This window comes from Saccharicrinis fermentans DSM 9555 = JCM 21142 (assembly GCF_000517085.1).
GTDB classification, from domain to species: domain Bacteria; phylum Bacteroidota; class Bacteroidia; order Bacteroidales; family Marinilabiliaceae; genus Saccharicrinis; species Saccharicrinis fermentans.
Genome location: NZ_KI912107.1, coordinates 445,498 through 461,652, shown reverse-complemented (window position 1 = coordinate 461,652; position 16,155 = coordinate 445,498). Strand labels below are relative to the sequence as shown.

15 protein-coding genes are annotated in these 16,155 nt (G+C 35.8%); 3 read left to right on the top strand and 12 right to left on the bottom strand.

Going from position 1 to position 16,155, the window contains the following annotated elements:
- Window positions 1-31 precede the first annotated feature (31 nt).
- Window positions 32-418, bottom strand: a complete 387-nt coding sequence (locus CYTFE_RS28270) for a hypothetical protein (protein WP_052342937.1) — start codon at window positions 416-418, stop codon at window positions 32-34.
- A gap of 205 nt (window positions 419-623) precedes the next feature.
- Between CYTFE_RS28270 and CYTFE_RS0102130 the strand changes: the two genes are divergently transcribed.
- Together CYTFE_RS0102130 and CYTFE_RS24610 are read left to right on the top strand one after the other, a co-directional pair.
- The gene (locus CYTFE_RS0102130) at window positions 624-1,079 is read left to right on the top strand and encodes a hypothetical protein (protein ID WP_154665608.1); all 456 of its coding nucleotides are present in this window, start codon (window positions 624-626) and stop codon (window positions 1,077-1,079) included.
- 18 nt (window positions 1,080-1,097) lie between these two features.
- Window positions 1,098-2,084 (top strand): transposase, encoded by a 987-nt coding sequence (locus CYTFE_RS24610; RefSeq protein WP_154665607.1) that lies wholly within the window; start codon window positions 1,098-1,100, stop codon window positions 2,082-2,084.
- A 158-nt stretch (window positions 2,085-2,242) separates the two neighbouring features.
- Here the strand turns inward: CYTFE_RS24610 and CYTFE_RS30295 are convergent, their stop codons facing one another.
- The 7 genes from CYTFE_RS30295 to CYTFE_RS0102085 form a co-directional block, all read right to left on the bottom strand.
- Window positions 2,243-3,295, bottom strand: a complete 1,053-nt coding sequence (locus CYTFE_RS30295; protein WP_081735885.1) for a GIY-YIG nuclease family protein — start codon at window positions 3,293-3,295, stop codon at window positions 2,243-2,245.
- A complete protein-coding gene (locus tag CYTFE_RS0102110) occupies window positions 3,295-4,059 on the bottom strand; it encodes a nucleotidyl transferase AbiEii/AbiGii toxin family protein (RefSeq protein ID WP_027470454.1) in 765 nt (254 codons plus the stop codon). Before CYTFE_RS0102110 ends, CYTFE_RS30295 begins: the two co-directional genes overlap by 1 nt.
- Window positions 4,044-5,060, bottom strand: a complete 1,017-nt coding sequence (locus CYTFE_RS0102105; protein WP_027470453.1) for a hypothetical protein — start codon at window positions 5,058-5,060, stop codon at window positions 4,044-4,046. Before CYTFE_RS0102105 ends, CYTFE_RS0102110 begins: the two co-directional genes overlap by 16 nt.
- A gap of 83 nt (window positions 5,061-5,143) precedes the next feature.
- Complete coding sequence (locus CYTFE_RS0102100) at window positions 5,144-5,911, bottom strand: metallophosphoesterase (RefSeq protein WP_044214299.1); 768 nt, start codon at window positions 5,909-5,911, stop codon at window positions 5,144-5,146.
- Entirely contained in the window at window positions 5,911-7,509 is a 1,599-nt protein-coding gene (locus tag CYTFE_RS0102095) for a type I restriction-modification system subunit M (protein ID WP_027470451.1), read from the bottom strand. The genes CYTFE_RS0102100 and CYTFE_RS0102095 overlap by 1 nt, the downstream gene beginning before the upstream one ends.
- 7 nt (window positions 7,510-7,516) lie before the next feature.
- Window positions 7,517-8,698, bottom strand: a complete 1,182-nt coding sequence (locus tag CYTFE_RS0102090; protein WP_027470450.1) for a hypothetical protein — start codon at window positions 8,696-8,698, stop codon at window positions 7,517-7,519.
- Between the two features lie 3 nt (window positions 8,699-8,701).
- The gene (locus CYTFE_RS0102085) at window positions 8,702-10,486 is read right to left on the bottom strand and encodes an N-6 DNA methylase (RefSeq protein ID WP_262505571.1); all 1,785 of its coding nucleotides are present in this window, start codon (window positions 10,484-10,486) and stop codon (window positions 8,702-8,704) included.
- A 175-nt stretch (window positions 10,487-10,661) separates the two neighbouring features.
- Here CYTFE_RS0102085 and CYTFE_RS0102075 point away from each other — a divergent pair, with 175 nt between their 5' ends.
- Entirely contained in the window at window positions 10,662-12,617 is a 1,956-nt protein-coding gene (locus CYTFE_RS0102075; RefSeq protein WP_027470448.1) for an IS1634 family transposase, read from the top strand.
- Here the strand turns inward: CYTFE_RS0102075 and CYTFE_RS0102070 are convergent.
- From CYTFE_RS0102070 to CYTFE_RS28265, 4 genes are all read right to left on the bottom strand, one after another.
- Complete coding sequence (locus CYTFE_RS0102070; RefSeq protein WP_027470447.1) at window positions 12,614-13,348, bottom strand: N-6 DNA methylase; 735 nt, start codon at window positions 13,346-13,348, stop codon at window positions 12,614-12,616. The two genes, CYTFE_RS0102075 and CYTFE_RS0102070, sit on opposite strands and share 4 nt — an antisense overlap.
- A gap of 86 nt (window positions 13,349-13,434) precedes the next feature.
- On the bottom strand, window positions 13,435-14,436 hold the full coding sequence (locus CYTFE_RS0102065; protein WP_027470446.1) for a helix-turn-helix transcriptional regulator: 1,002 nt from the start codon (window positions 14,434-14,436) through the stop codon (window positions 13,435-13,437).
- 4 nt (window positions 14,437-14,440) lie between these two features.
- On the bottom strand, window positions 14,441-15,349 hold the full coding sequence (locus CYTFE_RS0102060; protein WP_027470445.1) for a restriction endonuclease: 909 nt from the start codon (window positions 15,347-15,349) through the stop codon (window positions 14,441-14,443).
- Window positions 15,350-15,651: 302 nt separating this feature from the next.
- Entirely contained in the window at window positions 15,652-16,125 is a 474-nt protein-coding gene (locus CYTFE_RS28265; protein ID WP_027470444.1) for a toprim domain-containing protein, read from the bottom strand.
- Window positions 16,126-16,155: the final 30 nt, after the last annotated feature.

Below are 16,155 nucleotides of genomic sequence, written 5' to 3'. Positions count from 1 at the left end.
AACATGCTTCGGTTTAAGGATTTTCTGCGTTTCATGATTTTTTGAGGCAAAAATAACAGTCATTGGAATGGCAGGAAACATGGGGTTGGTGGGGTGGATACTTTGGAGTTATTATTGTGTAAGCAGGACTTACAATTCCCTCCAAACTTGACAGAGCACTTCTACCTTGCCACATACGCATAGTATTATACCCAATATCACCAACGCAAATTCGCTTATATTTTGATTTGTCTGTATTGGAAGTGTCTTTTTTTATAGATTCGTCTTGTGGATAAACCCCATTAATACCGACAGATAGTAAAGGTAGTTTCTTTTGATTCGTTTCATTTCGTTGAGTAAAATACTCCTCTAATTTTGATTCCTTCCACTCACCACCAAAACCTTTTAATCTTGTTTTACCAGTAAGTAATTGTTGCATTAAGCCTTTTTTACGTTGCTTTAAACTCTTAATTAGTCCTTGCAAGAAAACGTATAATCAATTGTAAATCTGGTTCTTGATGTTGAAAACTTGTTTGAATCTTTAGCGAATATAGCTTGTGTAGTTGGGTTATTTTGCAGATATTCAACCTATTAATGGTTTTAGATTTGGTTATTTCGGAGCTAAAGCACAAAGAGGTTCAAGCATGAGAAAAAGATTCGAACAACAATTGAAACTGGGAAGTCTTCCAATTCAAGAAACGATCATACCGACAGCAAAAAGAAGTGGGGCTCTACCCGGACTATGTGCTGCGTTAAAAGAAATATTTGCCAACCCAAACTGGAACGAGAAGGTCTTTGAGATATTGGACAAGGCGATACGCTCGGAAAAGAAACATACAGGTCGTCCCGGAATGGACCTGTGGCAAATCTTTGTTTTGTCACAAGTGCGTCTTTGTCAAAATATTAGCTATGACGATCTACACGACATGGCCAATCACCATACATTGATACGCCAAATAATGGGCATCGAGAGCAGCTTTGGGTATGAAAAACAAAAGATTGGATATCAGTGTATTATTGACAATGTCGGTCTACTAACGGACGAAACAGTAAAAGAACTCAACAATGTTATTGTGGCATTTGGCCACGAGGTATTTTAAAAAAAAGAGGCGGCAGCATTGTCCTTAAAAACCGATAGTTTTGTTGTAGAAAGCAATGTTCACTTCCCGACTGACTACAACCTGCTATGGGACTGTGCGCGAAAATGCATCGACATGGTCAACAAGCTTCAGAAAAATCACGATCTGCCTGGATGGCGCAAGGTGTATGACTGGCGTAAAGACTTGAAGAACAAAATGCGGGCACTAGGTCGGGCAAGCGCATCGGGCGGAAAAGGGAAACAAGACAGAATAAGAACCGCAGCGCGAATGTACCTTGCAAAAGCTAAAGCTTTGCTGAACAAATTAGAAAATTCAAAAGACAGCTTTCCACACGAAGATATTGCAGATCAGGTAACAGTGATAGAGCTCGAACATTTCATGTCGCTATTGGTTAAGCATATCAACTTGCTTGAAAGGCGGACTATAAAAGGGGAAGCCATACCCCATAGCGAGAAAATGTTTTCCATATTCGAAGAATATACCGAATGGGTGACCAAAGGTAAAATGCGTCCGAATATCGAACTGGGCAAAAAAGTAGGAATAACTACCGACCAGTTTAATTTAATTGTCGATTACCAGATAATGAATCATGAATCTGATTCAGAGATTGTTCCGCAGTTAACAAAAAGACTATCAAAACGGTTTACAATAGAAAGTTGGAGTTTCGATAAGGGGTATTGGAACAAAAACAATAAAACATTATTGTTGAGAGTGGTTAAGAAACTTGTGCTTCCCAAGAAAGGCAAATGTAACCAAGAAGAAGCAGAGCAGGAGCGTCAAACCGTTTTCAAGAAGCTGCGCAACAAACATAGCGCCATCGAATCAAACATTAATAAGCTGGAGCACAGAGGACTAGATCGCTGTCCAGATCGCGGATACCACAACTTCAAAAGGTATGTTGGCTTGGCCGTTTGCGCCTACAATCTAAGAAAGATTGGTGCCGAATTAATCTATCGAGCACGGAATAGTTCCAATACAGACGAGCAGAACAAATTGGCAGCCTAGTAATGTTCTGAATATATGTGTTTTACGTAACACAAATGGAAGAGTTATGCCCAATAGTCAACAAAATTGGCAAAATATTATACGCAGGGTGGTGTTTTGCTATAAAACTCAGCTTTGACACATAAAATCACCATCATCAACAAAAATAAAGTTCACGTTTAGCGATATTCTACTCGCCTATTTTTGAAAACATGAGTTTTCTTGCCGAGACTAATTAATAACTCACAACTCATAATTCCCTTGTCCCATGTGGATAGGATTTGGGCTATTTTTTGTTGTTCGGGAAGAGGGGGGAGAGGTAGTAAAACAGATTGCAAATCCTTTTGCCCTATATTGGCACGAACAGCACCTTGCCCTCTCACAATTATTTGTTTACGTAATATGCTTGAGTTAAAGCAATCTTTCTTAAATAATTCATAAAGTGAATTGTCTTTACTTGTACCGCGTATTACAAAACCGCCAAAAACAGGGTTGGCATCATCAAGATACACTGCAGTAAGACCAATTTCCTCTGGTATCTCAGAAGTTCTATTAAATAATACATCACCTCTTGATACTTTATAGGTCATTAATTGTGATTTAGTTACCACTAAGGAACCTGGTATGTCATTGTGAGTAATGTAATTATTGTTTACTACTTCCATTACATTAACAAAACGAACACCTGTTCCGTATGCTGATTTGTCTGCATTAATACCATTCTTGAATTCGAACTTTTCACCTAGCTTAACTAATTCCCACTCTTCAGGAATCCACCCAATTTTAGTCTTTTTGTAGCCCTCTTTGCCTTCGGCAAGCTCAGCGCGTTGTTTTGTTTCTCCCTTCGACAAGCTCAGGGAGCGCTCTTCTTGGCTCAGGGGGCGGGTTGTGTTATAGGAACGGGTTGCTGATGCGGAGGCTGAGCTTGTCGAAGCCGCTTTCCTGTATTCAGTATAATTTCGTGACAGGTGACTGAGCTTGTCGAAGTCACCATTTATCAAAGCCTCTTTCTTTTTTCTACTCCATCCTTGTATTTGTTTTTCACGGTAAAAAGCATCATCGATTCTATCGAATTCTTCAAAATATACCAATTTAACGGGAAGATGCTTTCTAGTGTGGTTTGCTCCTTCTCCGTTTTGGTGTTGTTGCAAGCGAAGCTCTAAATCTTTTGTACTTCCTGTATAGTAACTTCCATCAGAGCATTCTAATATATATGTATATCCTTTTGTCATTAATTAAGGTTAAAGATTTGCTTAAATTGTTTAAACACCTCTAGTGGAGGTACCTGTGCACCCATAGTTTTAAGAATAGCCTTATCGGGTAATTGGTCAGCTATCATGTTGGCAGCCTTTTGTAAGTCGGCTTTAACATTGGCAGGAGTTTCAATAGTTTCGTCGCTTGGTAATAACATGGTCAGCCTAAAGATATCTGCTTTGTGCTTTTTTATATGTTTGTCGCATTCGGAGTGTCCCTCAGCCTTTCGTTTGCTCCAGTCTAAAAAGGCTTTTGCCTTAAGGGCAATTAAGGCTTTGGGGTTGGCTATATGCACATCATCTTGCACTTCGCTTTGTTCCAGTGTTAAGTTATAATAGTCTTCATCCATTAATATGGCAGAAAGGCTCGATAATTCGACCTCAACGGGTATAGGTGTAAGGTGCGTACCCTCGTCTAAATCTAGAATGTCGGGATTTTTAGCAAAGAGCTCTATTTGGTAGGGAAAATTATCTTTTTCGGGCTTTACAAAACGATAGTACTGACGTTTTTCACCACCTTTTTCTTTCTGTTGGTAGTTGCCCTCTTTAATAAACTCCCAAAATGCCTTTACAAAATCAGTATTTAAAGCCTCTACTACCAATATTATATCAATGTCTTTTGTTGCACGAGGCGTAAACCCAGCATCTTCCATTTGTATATCTAAAGCAGTGCCACCAATAATAATATACTTATCGGCATGGTCTTTAAAGTATGTTTTAAACGTTTCTATTCCTCTAACCATATAAATTTCTTTTCAATTTGTTCAAGAGCATCCTCTATCCGTTCGTCTTCGTCATTTGTAAAACAGAGATAAAGAGATATCGGGTCAATATTATTTTTTAACCATCGGAATCTATTGCTTAATATGGTGGGGTCATATTTCCATATTTCGGTAGCAAATTCTCCTTCACTTGTGTTTTCTTGAGGCCATTGATTTGTTTTTTTATACGCTTGATAAGCTGCTTTGTCAAGAGCCAAATATTGTTGATACCCAGAATTAATATCAGTAAAAGCTGTTAGTGCATTCGTATTTGTATTTATCCATTTATCATGAGGAGGCTTAGAGTCTGTAAATACTGTTTTTAATATCGGATAAATACCTAGCTGCCGTTCTTTTATGATAGACCATGTGTTTTGCTTACTTTGATTAAAAGTCAAGCATTTAGGTCTGCCTGTATGAATGGTACAAATATTAAGGTTAGCTAAATTATCCGCAGCACGCGTTATGGCCATTGCATTTGTATCGAATAAATTAGCGATTTTATTAAATGGCACCTGTTCAATTTGCTCATCTTCGTTTTTACTCAGTAGCCAATAAATAGTTAGCAACTGAGCCATTGGAGTAAAACGGATGTCTTCATTTGGTTTGGTCTGATTTACTTCGGAGAATGCCATCATTAGTTCCGGAATAAAGAATTGTTTATACGGAACAATAAAATTCATTCGCTGCTGCACCAATCTTTTACGTTTAAAGGCTTCTATGTAATTAAAAATAAGAATAACCGGCATGCCAATATGCTCACGAATGCTCTCCATGTGCTTTTGCATTTGTCCAATCGTTGGTTGGTCTTCTTGGAACTTTAAGTGTACCAACACAACTTCAGCACCCATTAGCCACGCTGCATCTATTTTGTAGCTTGCAATTAAATACATTGGTAGAGACTTATTCCACTGACCTTTTTGTTCGTCAATGTTAAATTCTAGACCAATTTCATGTGTGATATATTCCGTTAGTTCTTTCATAATAACATCTTATATGCATATTAACGAGTTGCGTGTTATAATGCAAATGTATTGTTATAATACTTATATGCAAATTGATATCGCTATATTTTTATGAATTCCGAAGCATTAAACTGTTCGTGTTCATTGTTTCTAACATATCCCAATTGATTCGTAAGCATTTGTGTTTTTCCAATTGTAAAAGGAGCATGATTCCAGTGATGATGACCAAATATCCATGCTTCGGGTTGATATTCTTCAATTAAAGGAAATAGTTCCGTTGCAAATGCATCATTAATACTATCCCCTTTGTATTTCTCGGGATAATTTAAAAATGTAGGTACATGGTGGCTGCAAACAACCACTTTGTTCTGTTTTGCTTTTTTTAATTCACCAGTTACAAACTCTAAGCTTTTTTTGTGTAATCTATTGTAACTTTCTGATGTGAAAGTATATTCACCGTTTTTAATTAGGTGAAAATCATTTAGACGCCTTTCAATTACCCATTTATTTTCGAGTTTTATTCGTGACCAGAGTGTTGAGAATATCAAGCGAACACCATTTTCGGTAACCACAAAATTATTGACAAGACTAATGTTGTTTCTTATTTTCATACTTAAGCGGCCATTATACTTACTTAAGTTACCATGGTAATACTCATGATTGCCTGGCACCCAATATACCCGTTCAAAATCTTCGCTTAGTTTATCCCAAAACCAATTAAATTTATCCATCACTTTAAGCGGCACAATATCACCAGCCAAGATTAGAATGTTTGCCTTTGGAATGATTGGTTTATCCTTTAAAAACTTTTCGTTTTCTGGAAACTCCAAATGTAAGTCAGAACAATATTGTATAGATAGACTACTCATTAGTACCCCAATTCTTTTAAATAAGCAGCCATTTGTTCTTCTACGGCAGTCATTTCTGTTTTTATGGTCGCAATTTCTTGTTGAGTAGCTGCAATATCAATGGGCTCTTCCTCTTCAAAAGTATCTACATAACGCGGGATATTGAGGTTGTAGTCGTTTTCGGCTATTTCCTCTTTGGTAGCTATATAAGAGTACTTCTCAATTATGAATTTTGAATTTTGAGTTATGAGTTCGTAATTCCCGTCCTCCTTGTTTTCCCACTTTCCTGTTTCTTCATTTATTGAAACTTTGCCTTCTTTTAAATCGGCTTGTTCACCATCAAAGAGTTTGTATGTTGCGAATACACGTTGAATATCAATTGTACGTAAGTTGTTTTGGTTTTTGCCATTTTCAAATTCACGACTGGCATCAATGAAGAGTACATCGGTATTATCACCCTTATTTTTATCGAAGATTAAAATACACGCAGGAATACCGGTGCCAAAGAATAGGTTGGCAGGTAAGCCAATAACTGCTTTTAGTTTGTTTTCTTCAATGAGTGCTTTACGAATTTTACCTTCAGAACTACCTCTAAATAGTACACCGTGTGGTAATACTACACCTGCACGTCCATGTTCGTTTAAAGATTCAACCATGTGGGATATAAAAGCATAATCACCTTTGCTCTTTGGTGGCACACCACGCCAAAAGCGTCCGTATTGGTCGCTTGATGCATTGTCGGCACCCCATTTATCTAAAGAAAATGGAGGATTGGCTACTACAATATCAAACTTTTTAAGGTTGTCGTTTTCCTTATGTAATGGATTGTTTAAGGTATCGCCCCATTCAATGGTGGCATTATCTCGTTCATGCAAAAACATATTCATGCGAGCCAATGCCCAGGTGCTTCCGTTTACTTCTTGTCCGCTTAACGAAAAATTGTTACTTCCCACTTCTCTGGCGGCTTTTAACAACAAGGAGCCCGAACCACAAGTAGGGTCGTAAATACGATTTTCTTCTTGCGGTTCAACCAATTTTGCTAACAAGGTTGATACACTTGAAGGCGTGTAAAACTCACCCGCTTTTTTACCGGCATCAGAAGCAAAGTTGGCAATCAGGTATTCGTAAGAATCGCCAATTACATCATTGCCCTCTAGATTTGATGGTCTGAGGTCTAATGCTGAGAAATCATTCAAAACATTCTTTAATCTGCGGTTGCGGTCTTTGGTTTGACCTAAGTTTGCTTCGGAGTTAAAGTCGATATTTCGGAATACTTTGTCGAGTTTTTCTCTGTTTTCCTCTTCAATATTTTCTAAAGCAACATTAATCAACTCACCCAAATTATCGGCATTGCGATGCTCGTAAAGGAAATCAAAAGAGCTTTCCTCTGGCATTTTAAAACGTTCGTGTTTTAAAGCACGTTCGATACGAACAGCATCACCCTTATACTTTTCATTGTATTCTGCTTTCTTCTCTTTGTGAACATCGGAGATGTATTTCACGAAAAGCATAGTTAAAATATAATCTTTATAACCTGCAGGGTCAAGTGTTCCTCTAAAAGAGTCGCAGGCTTTCCAAACTGTACTGTTTATTGTTGATTGAGATAATTTATTGCTCATATTTATACTAATTTCTTTTAATTTCTTTTGTGTAAAACCGAATCTCGTTTTCCTTCTTAATCTTCACCTTCACTTTTTCATTCACACGTAGGTGATTTTTCAGAATCAAACCTTTAGGAATGCTTGCGTTGTATTTTCTTTGTTCATCTTGAAATGTTCCCCAATTATTTCTTGACACATTTGTCACTGTACCATTTATCCAAGGAATATCTTCCCAATAACTTTTATTCTTCTCAATATCTTGGTTTAAGTCACAATAATCATTAAACCATATAACAATATCTATCAACTGTAATGTTAATGAAAACAAAAAGTATGGTGTTCTTAAGGTATTTCTATATTCCTGTAGGTTTTGTTTATCCACCGAAGATACGCCTCCAACCTCTTCTTCTGTATGAGATGCACTTCCTGTAATAAATAGGATATTCTTAACTAAATCAGCTATTAATTTTGGAAAGTGTTTTTTAGAACAACGCACATCACTATGATGTGTATCTTCACCTGCCATAAAAAGACTAGAATCAGATAAATTAACCTTATTATTTAGTATGCATTTATCGTGAAGCAGTCCTTTTTTATTTGCCACACGGAACATCATTTCTAATATCCGTCGAATTTGAGTAAACTGCTCCTTATCACTAAAATTCACATCTCCTTTTTTAATGGCGATAAGAATCTTTGTAAGTGTTTCGGTCGCATCATCTTCAAAATGTTCTATAACATTATACTTTGACAATGCCTCAAATACCCTTTCATGCTCATGCTTTATTTGAGTTTCCTCATTTTGCTTTGCAGCCTCCTTTATATCCTGAAATAACTTATCGTTATGCACACCTTTCTGATATAAAGGATATTGTTCCAAAAGCTCAATAATATCAGTATTATCTACTACATCTTTTTGTCCAGTAAAAATAAAATATGGAATCTTCCTTATAGGTGAAAGTCTTTCAATTTTAATAATCGAATTAAGAAGACCTGTGAGCTTTGGCACTTCATCTTCAGAATCATTATATCCCTTCGCATCAAGTATAACGGCATCATAAAAATTTATTTTTTTAGACAACTCCTCTATACCTTCTCGTGATGTTTTACAGTTATGAAGGATTATATCTTTCATATCTGCGATGTCAAAAAAGCCATCTTGCTTATCTGGCTCATCATCAATCCATAAAACATTATATTCTGCCATAACTTATTCCTGTTCTACATTTAACCTAAGTTCAAAAGCTACCTTATTAGTACTTTCACTACTATCTAATACTTCAAAACCTGCTTCCCAATAATTCGCTATTTGCTTTATTTTCCAAGCACCATATCCTTTATTACCTGTTTTACCAGCCTTTTCTCCTTTAATACCATACCTATCTGCCATACCTTTGGGTAAAGGCTCGCCATTATTAGAGAATAGGATAACAATTTGTTTAACATCCGAATCATACGACATTTCAATGCGGAAACTATATAAGTTATTATCCTTTAAGAATCCATGCCTTACTGCATTCTCTAACAAATTATTATACACCTCTTCAAAATCATCAGGTGATATAAAAGCGATTGGTTCAATGGTATTACTTGATTCGATAAAGGATGTCTCATCAACCTCTAAAGGTAACACTTCATAATTCTTTCCCTGTATACCTTTTTCGATACATGAATCTATAAGTTTCTTTAGGTTTACTATCTTCTTTTCTCCGAACCTTACTTCGTTTGTAAGGTTATTGATGTAATAAATTGAATCTTCCAAACTATCCACTAACCTTCTGAAACGTTGTTCTACAGTAACTCCCCTACGTTGATTTATTATATCATTTGCCCTTAATTGGCCTCCATTTTTCTCCATAAAACCTATCAACACATCAGCAGATGATTTCACATTATTGATGTGTTGCATAATATTATGCTTTTTTGAGCTCAGGTCTTCCTTTTGCTCTTTGCGAATTTGGGCAATTTCTCGCTCAAACCCCAATTCCTTTAACTTTTGCTGGAAGCGCTCAGTTTTCTCTTTTTCAACAATCTGTAATTGTTCATCTATACTTGGTAGAAAAATGCGAATAGATAATAATTGTTTTCTTGTTATGGAAGGAATGCCAGCACCAACAGTAAATTTTGCTAATTGTTTCTGCACATAGTCCTTATGCAATTCAGCTATCAGGTAATCTATATTGACATTATCTGATTCTACATTAAACTCAAAAATATTCTGTGGTGTATAATAAATATCCATACCTACATTTCCAATGTAAGTTGGTTTTAATTTGAGTCCCTTAGATGCGACTAAAAGAGAGTTGCGGTTTAGTCTGGCTACTCCTTTGGGTAATTCCTCTTGTGTTAATTGAGAATAATCAATAGTATATTGATCAGGACTATCTTGCAGATCCTTTATCCCAATCTTTTTCCCAAACTCACTTTTCTGATATCTAATAGGCTTGATGTACATAATAACATCGCCTAGTGGCTTAGCATTTGATAAATCAATTTTACTACTTGATTCAACAAGATAGCGCTGAGGTAATAAGCTAAAGTCATTTAATTTAATATCCTCTTCAGAAATTGTTAATACCTTTTCGTTTGAATCTACACTTTTAATCAAATGAGACACAACTTCTACATCAATAATATTCTGTGATGAACTCTTTCGTATAAAACACTCACTACCATCAACCATTTTCACTTTTCCAGTAGGTTTGTTCTTACTTATTACAATAAGATTCAGTGAAATATTCGTATTGCTTACAATGTTTCCAGGAAGTGATGTGATTGACTCAAGATTGAAATCTTTTAATATCATTTTCTTAAGTTTGACTTCCTGACCTAGTGAACTAGTTAAGAATCCATTTGGCATTAAGAAAATCATTTTCCCACCATCTCTTAGTTTAGTGAGCATTTCACCAATAATGTAGGCATTAGCATTATTCTTTATTAAATAATTACTATTTACATACTTCAAATCATGGTAGGTTTCTTCATTAAACCTAATATTAACCCATTTTGAGCGTTTTTAACGAATTTCAGCTTTTTTTCAGGCAAAATCGGTCGTTTTAGGGCAGTTTAATTTTGCAAGTAGCTGGTTATCAGTTGTAGCTTTTTCAAAAATCCATTTGTAGTACACAGGGGGTATTGATTTTGAATAAATTAGATAGTTTCTTTGGGGCATGTATTTCAAAGTATCCATGCGCAAAAATCCAGAAACTGGAGTTTACTCTGGTTATTATCGATTGGTTGAGAGCTACCGCAACGAAGACGGTAGGGTATGCCACCGCACCATGGTCAATGCCGGATACTTAGATGATTTGAATGCAGATCAATTAGTTATAATACAAAAGCTTATCACAGAAAAGGCCGAAAACTGCAATAACCCTTTGTTCACTTATCAAGAAAGTGACGATAGCCTCGTAAATAAGTATGTTGATGAGTTTTACGATATTCTGGTAGCTAAGAAAAAAATTGACATTGTTTCAAAAACAAACAAAAAACAACAGGCAAACAAAGGCAAGGATATTCAAAATATTGATGTCAATAGCATCAAAAATAAAGATGTCCGCGAAATTGGTTCAGAGTGGATGTGCCACCAGGCATTGGAACAACTCCAGTTTGGAGGCTTTCTTGAAAAACAAGGATGGAGCGACCACGATATAAATCTGGCAAAAACACATCTTATTAGCCGAGCCGTATATCCTGCATCCGAACTTAAAACAAGTAAATGGATAAAAGAAAACTCATCGGTATGCGAAATTACGGGAACCGACATAGGAAAAGTTACTAAAGATAAGCTGTATCGGATTTCCAATAAATTATATGAAGTAAAAGAAGCTTTGGAAAACCACCTTTCTGTCAGAACCAACGAACTATTCGACATTAAGGACAAAATCGTATTGTACGATCTTACCAATACTTATTTTGAAGGACGAAAAGAACACAGCAGTATAGCGAAATTTGGCCGGAGCAAGGAGAAACGGAGCGATGCAAAGTTGGTGGTGCTTGCCTTGGTGATAAATGTAGAAGGGTTTATAAAATATTCATCCATACTTGAAGGTAATATGGCCGATTCAAAAACACTTGAAGGCATGATCAACAATCTTCGGGTAAAAACATCCACATCATCAAAAAAAGCATTGGTGGTAATCGATGCGGGGATAGCCACGGATGACAACCTGAAAATGATTGCCTCAAAAGGATATGATTATTTGTGCGTAAGCCGTGTAAACCTTACTAAATACACTATTGATGCAAATGCAAAAACGGTATCAGTTTACGATAATAAAAAACGTAAAATTGAATTGTGCCGGGTTAAATCAGAAAGAAACAATGATTATTACCTCAAAGTAAAAAGCGAAGCAAAAAAGCTGAAGGAGCGTTCGATGAACGAGCAGTTCCAAGCTAGGTTCGAAGAAGGACTTCGAAAAATTAACGAAAGCCTGAGCAAAAAAGGAGGCGTAAAACGCTTGGATAAAGTTCATGAACGCATAGGTCGGTTAAAGCAGAAATACCCATCGATACAAAGATATTATAATATTGAAGTCAATGCCCTTGCGGAAGAAAAAGGTACAAGGGGCAAGAAGACACAAAAGCATCCACTTGCCTCGTCAATAGAATGGTCTGTAAAAGAAAACATTGAAATCAATGCTCGTAGTGGAATATATTTTCTGCGCACTTCACTTGAAAACTATGATGAAGATGTTTTATGGAGTTTTTACAATACCATCCGGGAGATTGAAGCTTCTTTTCGAGTTTTAAAAACCGATCTTGATTTACGCCCAATTTATCACAAAACCGATTCAAGTACAATGGCTCATCTGCACCTTGGGTTGTTGGCATATTGGGTAGTGAATACAATCAGGTATCAACTAAAAAGTAAAGGGATAAACCATGGATGGAAAGAAATCGTCCGCATAATGAATACACAAAAGGCGGTTACAACAACTGCTCAAAACGTAGAGGATCAAACTATTTCAATAAGACGTTGCTCTGAGCCTAACGAAAAAGTAAAACAATTATATGATGCTCTGAAATACAAATATGCTCCCTTTACCCGAAAAAAATCTGTAGTACACAAAATGAAAATAAAAAAATCGCAAGTGGCTACAAAACAAGAATCTCCGCCAATTTAGCTGCAATGTGGGTTAAATGGCGGATTAAATATAATTGTAGTGAACTTCCTTTCAGAGCCCTTATCTGCAAACCGAATACAGTCATTTGAATTCAGCTCTGATTTATATGAGTAGTCAATTGCTAAGCGGAGTCGTGCGATTGCTGCAGTTCTTTCATTAATTTCTTCTCCAACATATTGTGTGCCTTTAGGAATATTCAGGCCAAAAGAGGCATAACCTGCAAACGGGTTATATATCGATTGATTTTCAGTATTAGGAATTAATGAATGCATTAAATGAGTTAGTTCCTTAGGTTGGATTTCTCCTGCACCACGCTTCCCATAGCTGCTATTAAAATAAAATAGTAAATCATCAAAATATTCACTAAAGTCCTTACCAAAGCTAAAATCAAATCTTGAAATTTGCTCTATTAACTCTCTTGTGTGTCTTGGTTCTGAAAGAAAGTAATTATCATATCGAATATCTAAATTAGAAAATGTATTATCCAAAGAAGGATGACAGTACTCTAATGTTTCAAATGCACGCTGAACTTTTTTTAAAATTGGACCAAAAGAAGTTTCATAAGTAAATAATTCCCACTTAGCACTTTCATCTAATTCATACTTGCTTGGATTGTCATTTAAGTACTTAAGGTAACTTAATGATAGAATTAAGTCCGAAATTTCTTCAATTCTTGTTGTATGTCTTAAATAATCCAGGTAGCTCCAAAACTGTTTATCCCAAGTAGTCATCTTAATCAAATTTAAAGGTTAATTAATTCTTGTTCATTTTTGATGCTACAAAGGTGATACACATGTGTGCAACTATTCCGCATAACTTATACATACTTTTCAATTAAGGATTCAACCCTTGTTCTAATTCTATTTCTCAATCCAGTCGGCTCAAGTACCTCAACCTTCTCTCCAAATGATAAAATAAGAGATTCAAGCTCATAATTCAGTTGAACTTTTAATTGGATAACTCGTGCCTGCCCTTTCAAAGAAACTTGTGATTCGTGGAGAGGCTTTGTTATGATATATGGAAGTAAGCTAGGTTCAATTTTTAATAAAACTTTTTGAGGCTCCTCTCCTGATTCAACTGTTACTCCAACAACATCGGAAAAGTATTCTCCAAAATCTATATTATCATTCTGAATATATTTAGATTTACTCTCATTAATTAAAACAATTCTATCTAAAGCTCTATTTTCAATCCTATTAGCGTTCTCATTTAAACCACATACGAACCACCTATTATTATATTGTTTTAAATAGTAGGAATGAAAAATAACAATTTCATCTTCATCACTCTTAAATGATCGGTATACTATTGATAAAGCTTGTTTATTTGTAATTGCATTATATAAATCGCCTATATACTCCTTTCCGGTTAAGAAGGGGTTCTCTTCGAAAGAAATTACATTATCCTGGCTTGATAATTTAAAGCTATCTTCCAGCCTCGCTTTCAATTCCTCTATCCACTCAAACTGTGGCATCCCCTTAAAACGGGTAAGAGTAATTAATGATTCTTTTAATTGCTGAGCCTCTTGTTCATTTAATGGTTGGCTGTTTATCGAAAAGTTTATATCAGCATATCGATAATATGCTTTTCTTCCAGCCTTAAATGATTCGATTGGAGCATCAAACCCTTTTGAATCTTGCATGAATTTAATATCATCGTATATCTGACGTCTTTTAATTCCACTTGATTTTGGATCAACATCTAATAAAGCTTCATTGCAAGCGTCAATTAAATCTTCGATGTAAAATTTTCGACCTGGATTTCTAAAACAACGGTCTAATGCTTGATACCTTATTGTGGCATTTTTATTTGTGGCCATTCAATTAACTTTCAAAATAATCTGAATCGATTTCTTTATACACAAAGGTTTCTTTGGGTGAGATGCCAATGTTGTATTCAATCATTAATTCGGCCAAACGTTGACCATCTATAAGAATCAATGTACGGTCAATCTTTTCAGCAAAGTCTTTTGCTGAGGAAGGAAAATCTGAAGTAGTAATAAAGACTCCTTTTTGGGCGTTATGCGCTAACATGGCTCCTGCAAAGTCTCGCACCTCCTTTATAGGCACGGTATTGTTATATCGTTTGGCCTGGATATAAATCTTGTCAAGCCCCAGGCGGTCTTCATTGATGATTCCGTCTATTCCACCATCTGCAGATTTTTTTGTCACCTGTGCTGCCTCTGAACGATTTCCTCCATAACCTATTGCTTGTAGTAAATCTAAAACTAACTCCTCAAATTTATAAGGGTCAATCTTTGCAAGTTGATCGGACAATTGGCCTATCAACAACCTAGTAATCTGCTGATAGGATTCTTCAAATTTCTCCTTTGGTGTTTGATTGTCGGTCTCTAATATCTGCTCATTGCTTTCTTCACTGTCTTTTCCATTTGTTCCAACAAATTGATTAAATGAATCGTACTGCCTTAAAAAAGCTGCATTAATCTTCTCAGGATTTGTATTTAATACTTCCAATCCAAGTTCGGTAATTTGTACAAAACCTCGCTTTTCAGACTGTAACAAACCTGCTTTCTTAAGGTAGGTGTTAGCCCAACCAACCCTGTTGTCGAAAAGTGCTTGTTTTCCGCTAGGTAATAGTTCGCGTCTATCAGATTCTGACAAATTAAACTCCTTAGAAAGCCTTTCTATTAATTCTCTGAATTTATGTATTTGTTCATCTGCTACACATTGTAAAAGTGGCAACATGATAGATTGATAATCGGGTACTGACATGTATGCAATATTTAATGCTTTAAAAGTACTATTATTTACGATATTATGCTCAATAAGTGTCGCTTAATTGATGTTCAACTACCTCAAATTGCACAATAATAATTGAGTGTTAATGTGTTTGAAGAAATTTATTGTCCAATAATTTGATAAATAGAAAAACCGCCTCTCTCGGTTGAGAAAGGCGGTTGGTGATGATTGGTTGCTTAGTAAAATTTATTTACCTGAAATATACAAGCAATAAACTATAGCTCACATCTTATTTATTGAGCAATTCAACTAATTATAAAGCATTTGTGTACAACTCAATTTGATGCATGGCTTATTGGCAAATCATTGTCTTTTATAACTTTGCATAGAAAAACATTAAAATCCTTAAACTTGGGATATACCTCATCCGCCATGTTGAGTACATTAGAATGTTTATTATTTACTTCTTCTGCAAATTCTACTCCAGTGGTATCATTGTCCCCAAATAAGATGACTTGATCATAATTTGGGACCGCCTCAATCAATTGCTTCTTTTGCCCTACGCCATTAAGAATAATGGTTGTCCCATCCAACTGCTTAACTTTATAGTAGGTTAATGCAGAGAGATAATCCATAAAACCCTCAAAAACATTTAACGAATCACTCTCTCCTGGTATTGTGGATATAGTCTTTGGACTTATCGATAGTTTGGTGAACTTATTTCTCATTTCATATCCACCTTTATCGTTTTTAAAACCCAATGCTGAAATCAGCTTGCCTGATTTAGCAACAAATTCAACTTCACACAAGGCACTACAGTATTTTACCAGCTGATAGTT

Excerpts from the sequence above, each read along its gene's own strand:
- CYTFE_RS28270 (WP_052342937.1), bottom strand. The coding sequence starts at position 418 with ATGCAACAATTACTTACTGGTAAAACAAGATTAAAAGGTTTTGGTGGT.
- CYTFE_RS0102130 (WP_154665608.1), top strand. The coding sequence starts at position 624 with ATGAGAAAAAGATTCGAACAACAATTGAAACTGGGAAGTCTTCCAATT.
- CYTFE_RS30295 (WP_081735885.1), bottom strand. The coding sequence starts at position 3,295 with ATGACAAAAGGATATACATATATATTAGAATGCTCTGATGGAAGTTAC.
- CYTFE_RS0102110 (WP_027470454.1), bottom strand. The coding sequence starts at position 4,059 with ATGGTTAGAGGAATAGAAACGTTTAAAACATACTTTAAAGACCATGCC.
- CYTFE_RS0102105 (WP_027470453.1), bottom strand. The coding sequence starts at position 5,060 with ATGAAAGAACTAACGGAATATATCACACATGAAATTGGTCTAGAATTT.
- CYTFE_RS0102100 (WP_044214299.1), bottom strand. The coding sequence starts at position 5,911 with ATGAGTAGTCTATCTATACAATATTGTTCTGACTTACATTTGGAGTTT.
- CYTFE_RS0102095 (WP_027470451.1), bottom strand. The coding sequence starts at position 7,509 with ATGAGCAATAAATTATCTCAATCAACAATAAACAGTACAGTTTGGAAA.
- CYTFE_RS0102090 (WP_027470450.1), bottom strand. The coding sequence starts at position 8,698 with ATGGCAGAATATAATGTTTTATGGATTGATGATGAGCCAGATAAGCAA.
- CYTFE_RS0102075 (WP_027470448.1), top strand. The coding sequence starts at position 10,662 with ATGTATTTCAAAGTATCCATGCGCAAAAATCCAGAAACTGGAGTTTAC.
- CYTFE_RS0102070 (WP_027470447.1), bottom strand. The coding sequence starts at position 13,348 with ATGACTACTTGGGATAAACAGTTTTGGAGCTACCTGGATTATTTAAGA.
- CYTFE_RS0102065 (WP_027470446.1), bottom strand. The coding sequence starts at position 14,436 with ATGGCCACAAATAAAAATGCCACAATAAGGTATCAAGCATTAGACCGT.
- CYTFE_RS0102060 (WP_027470445.1), bottom strand. The coding sequence starts at position 15,349 with ATGTCAGTACCCGATTATCAATCTATCATGTTGCCACTTTTACAATGT.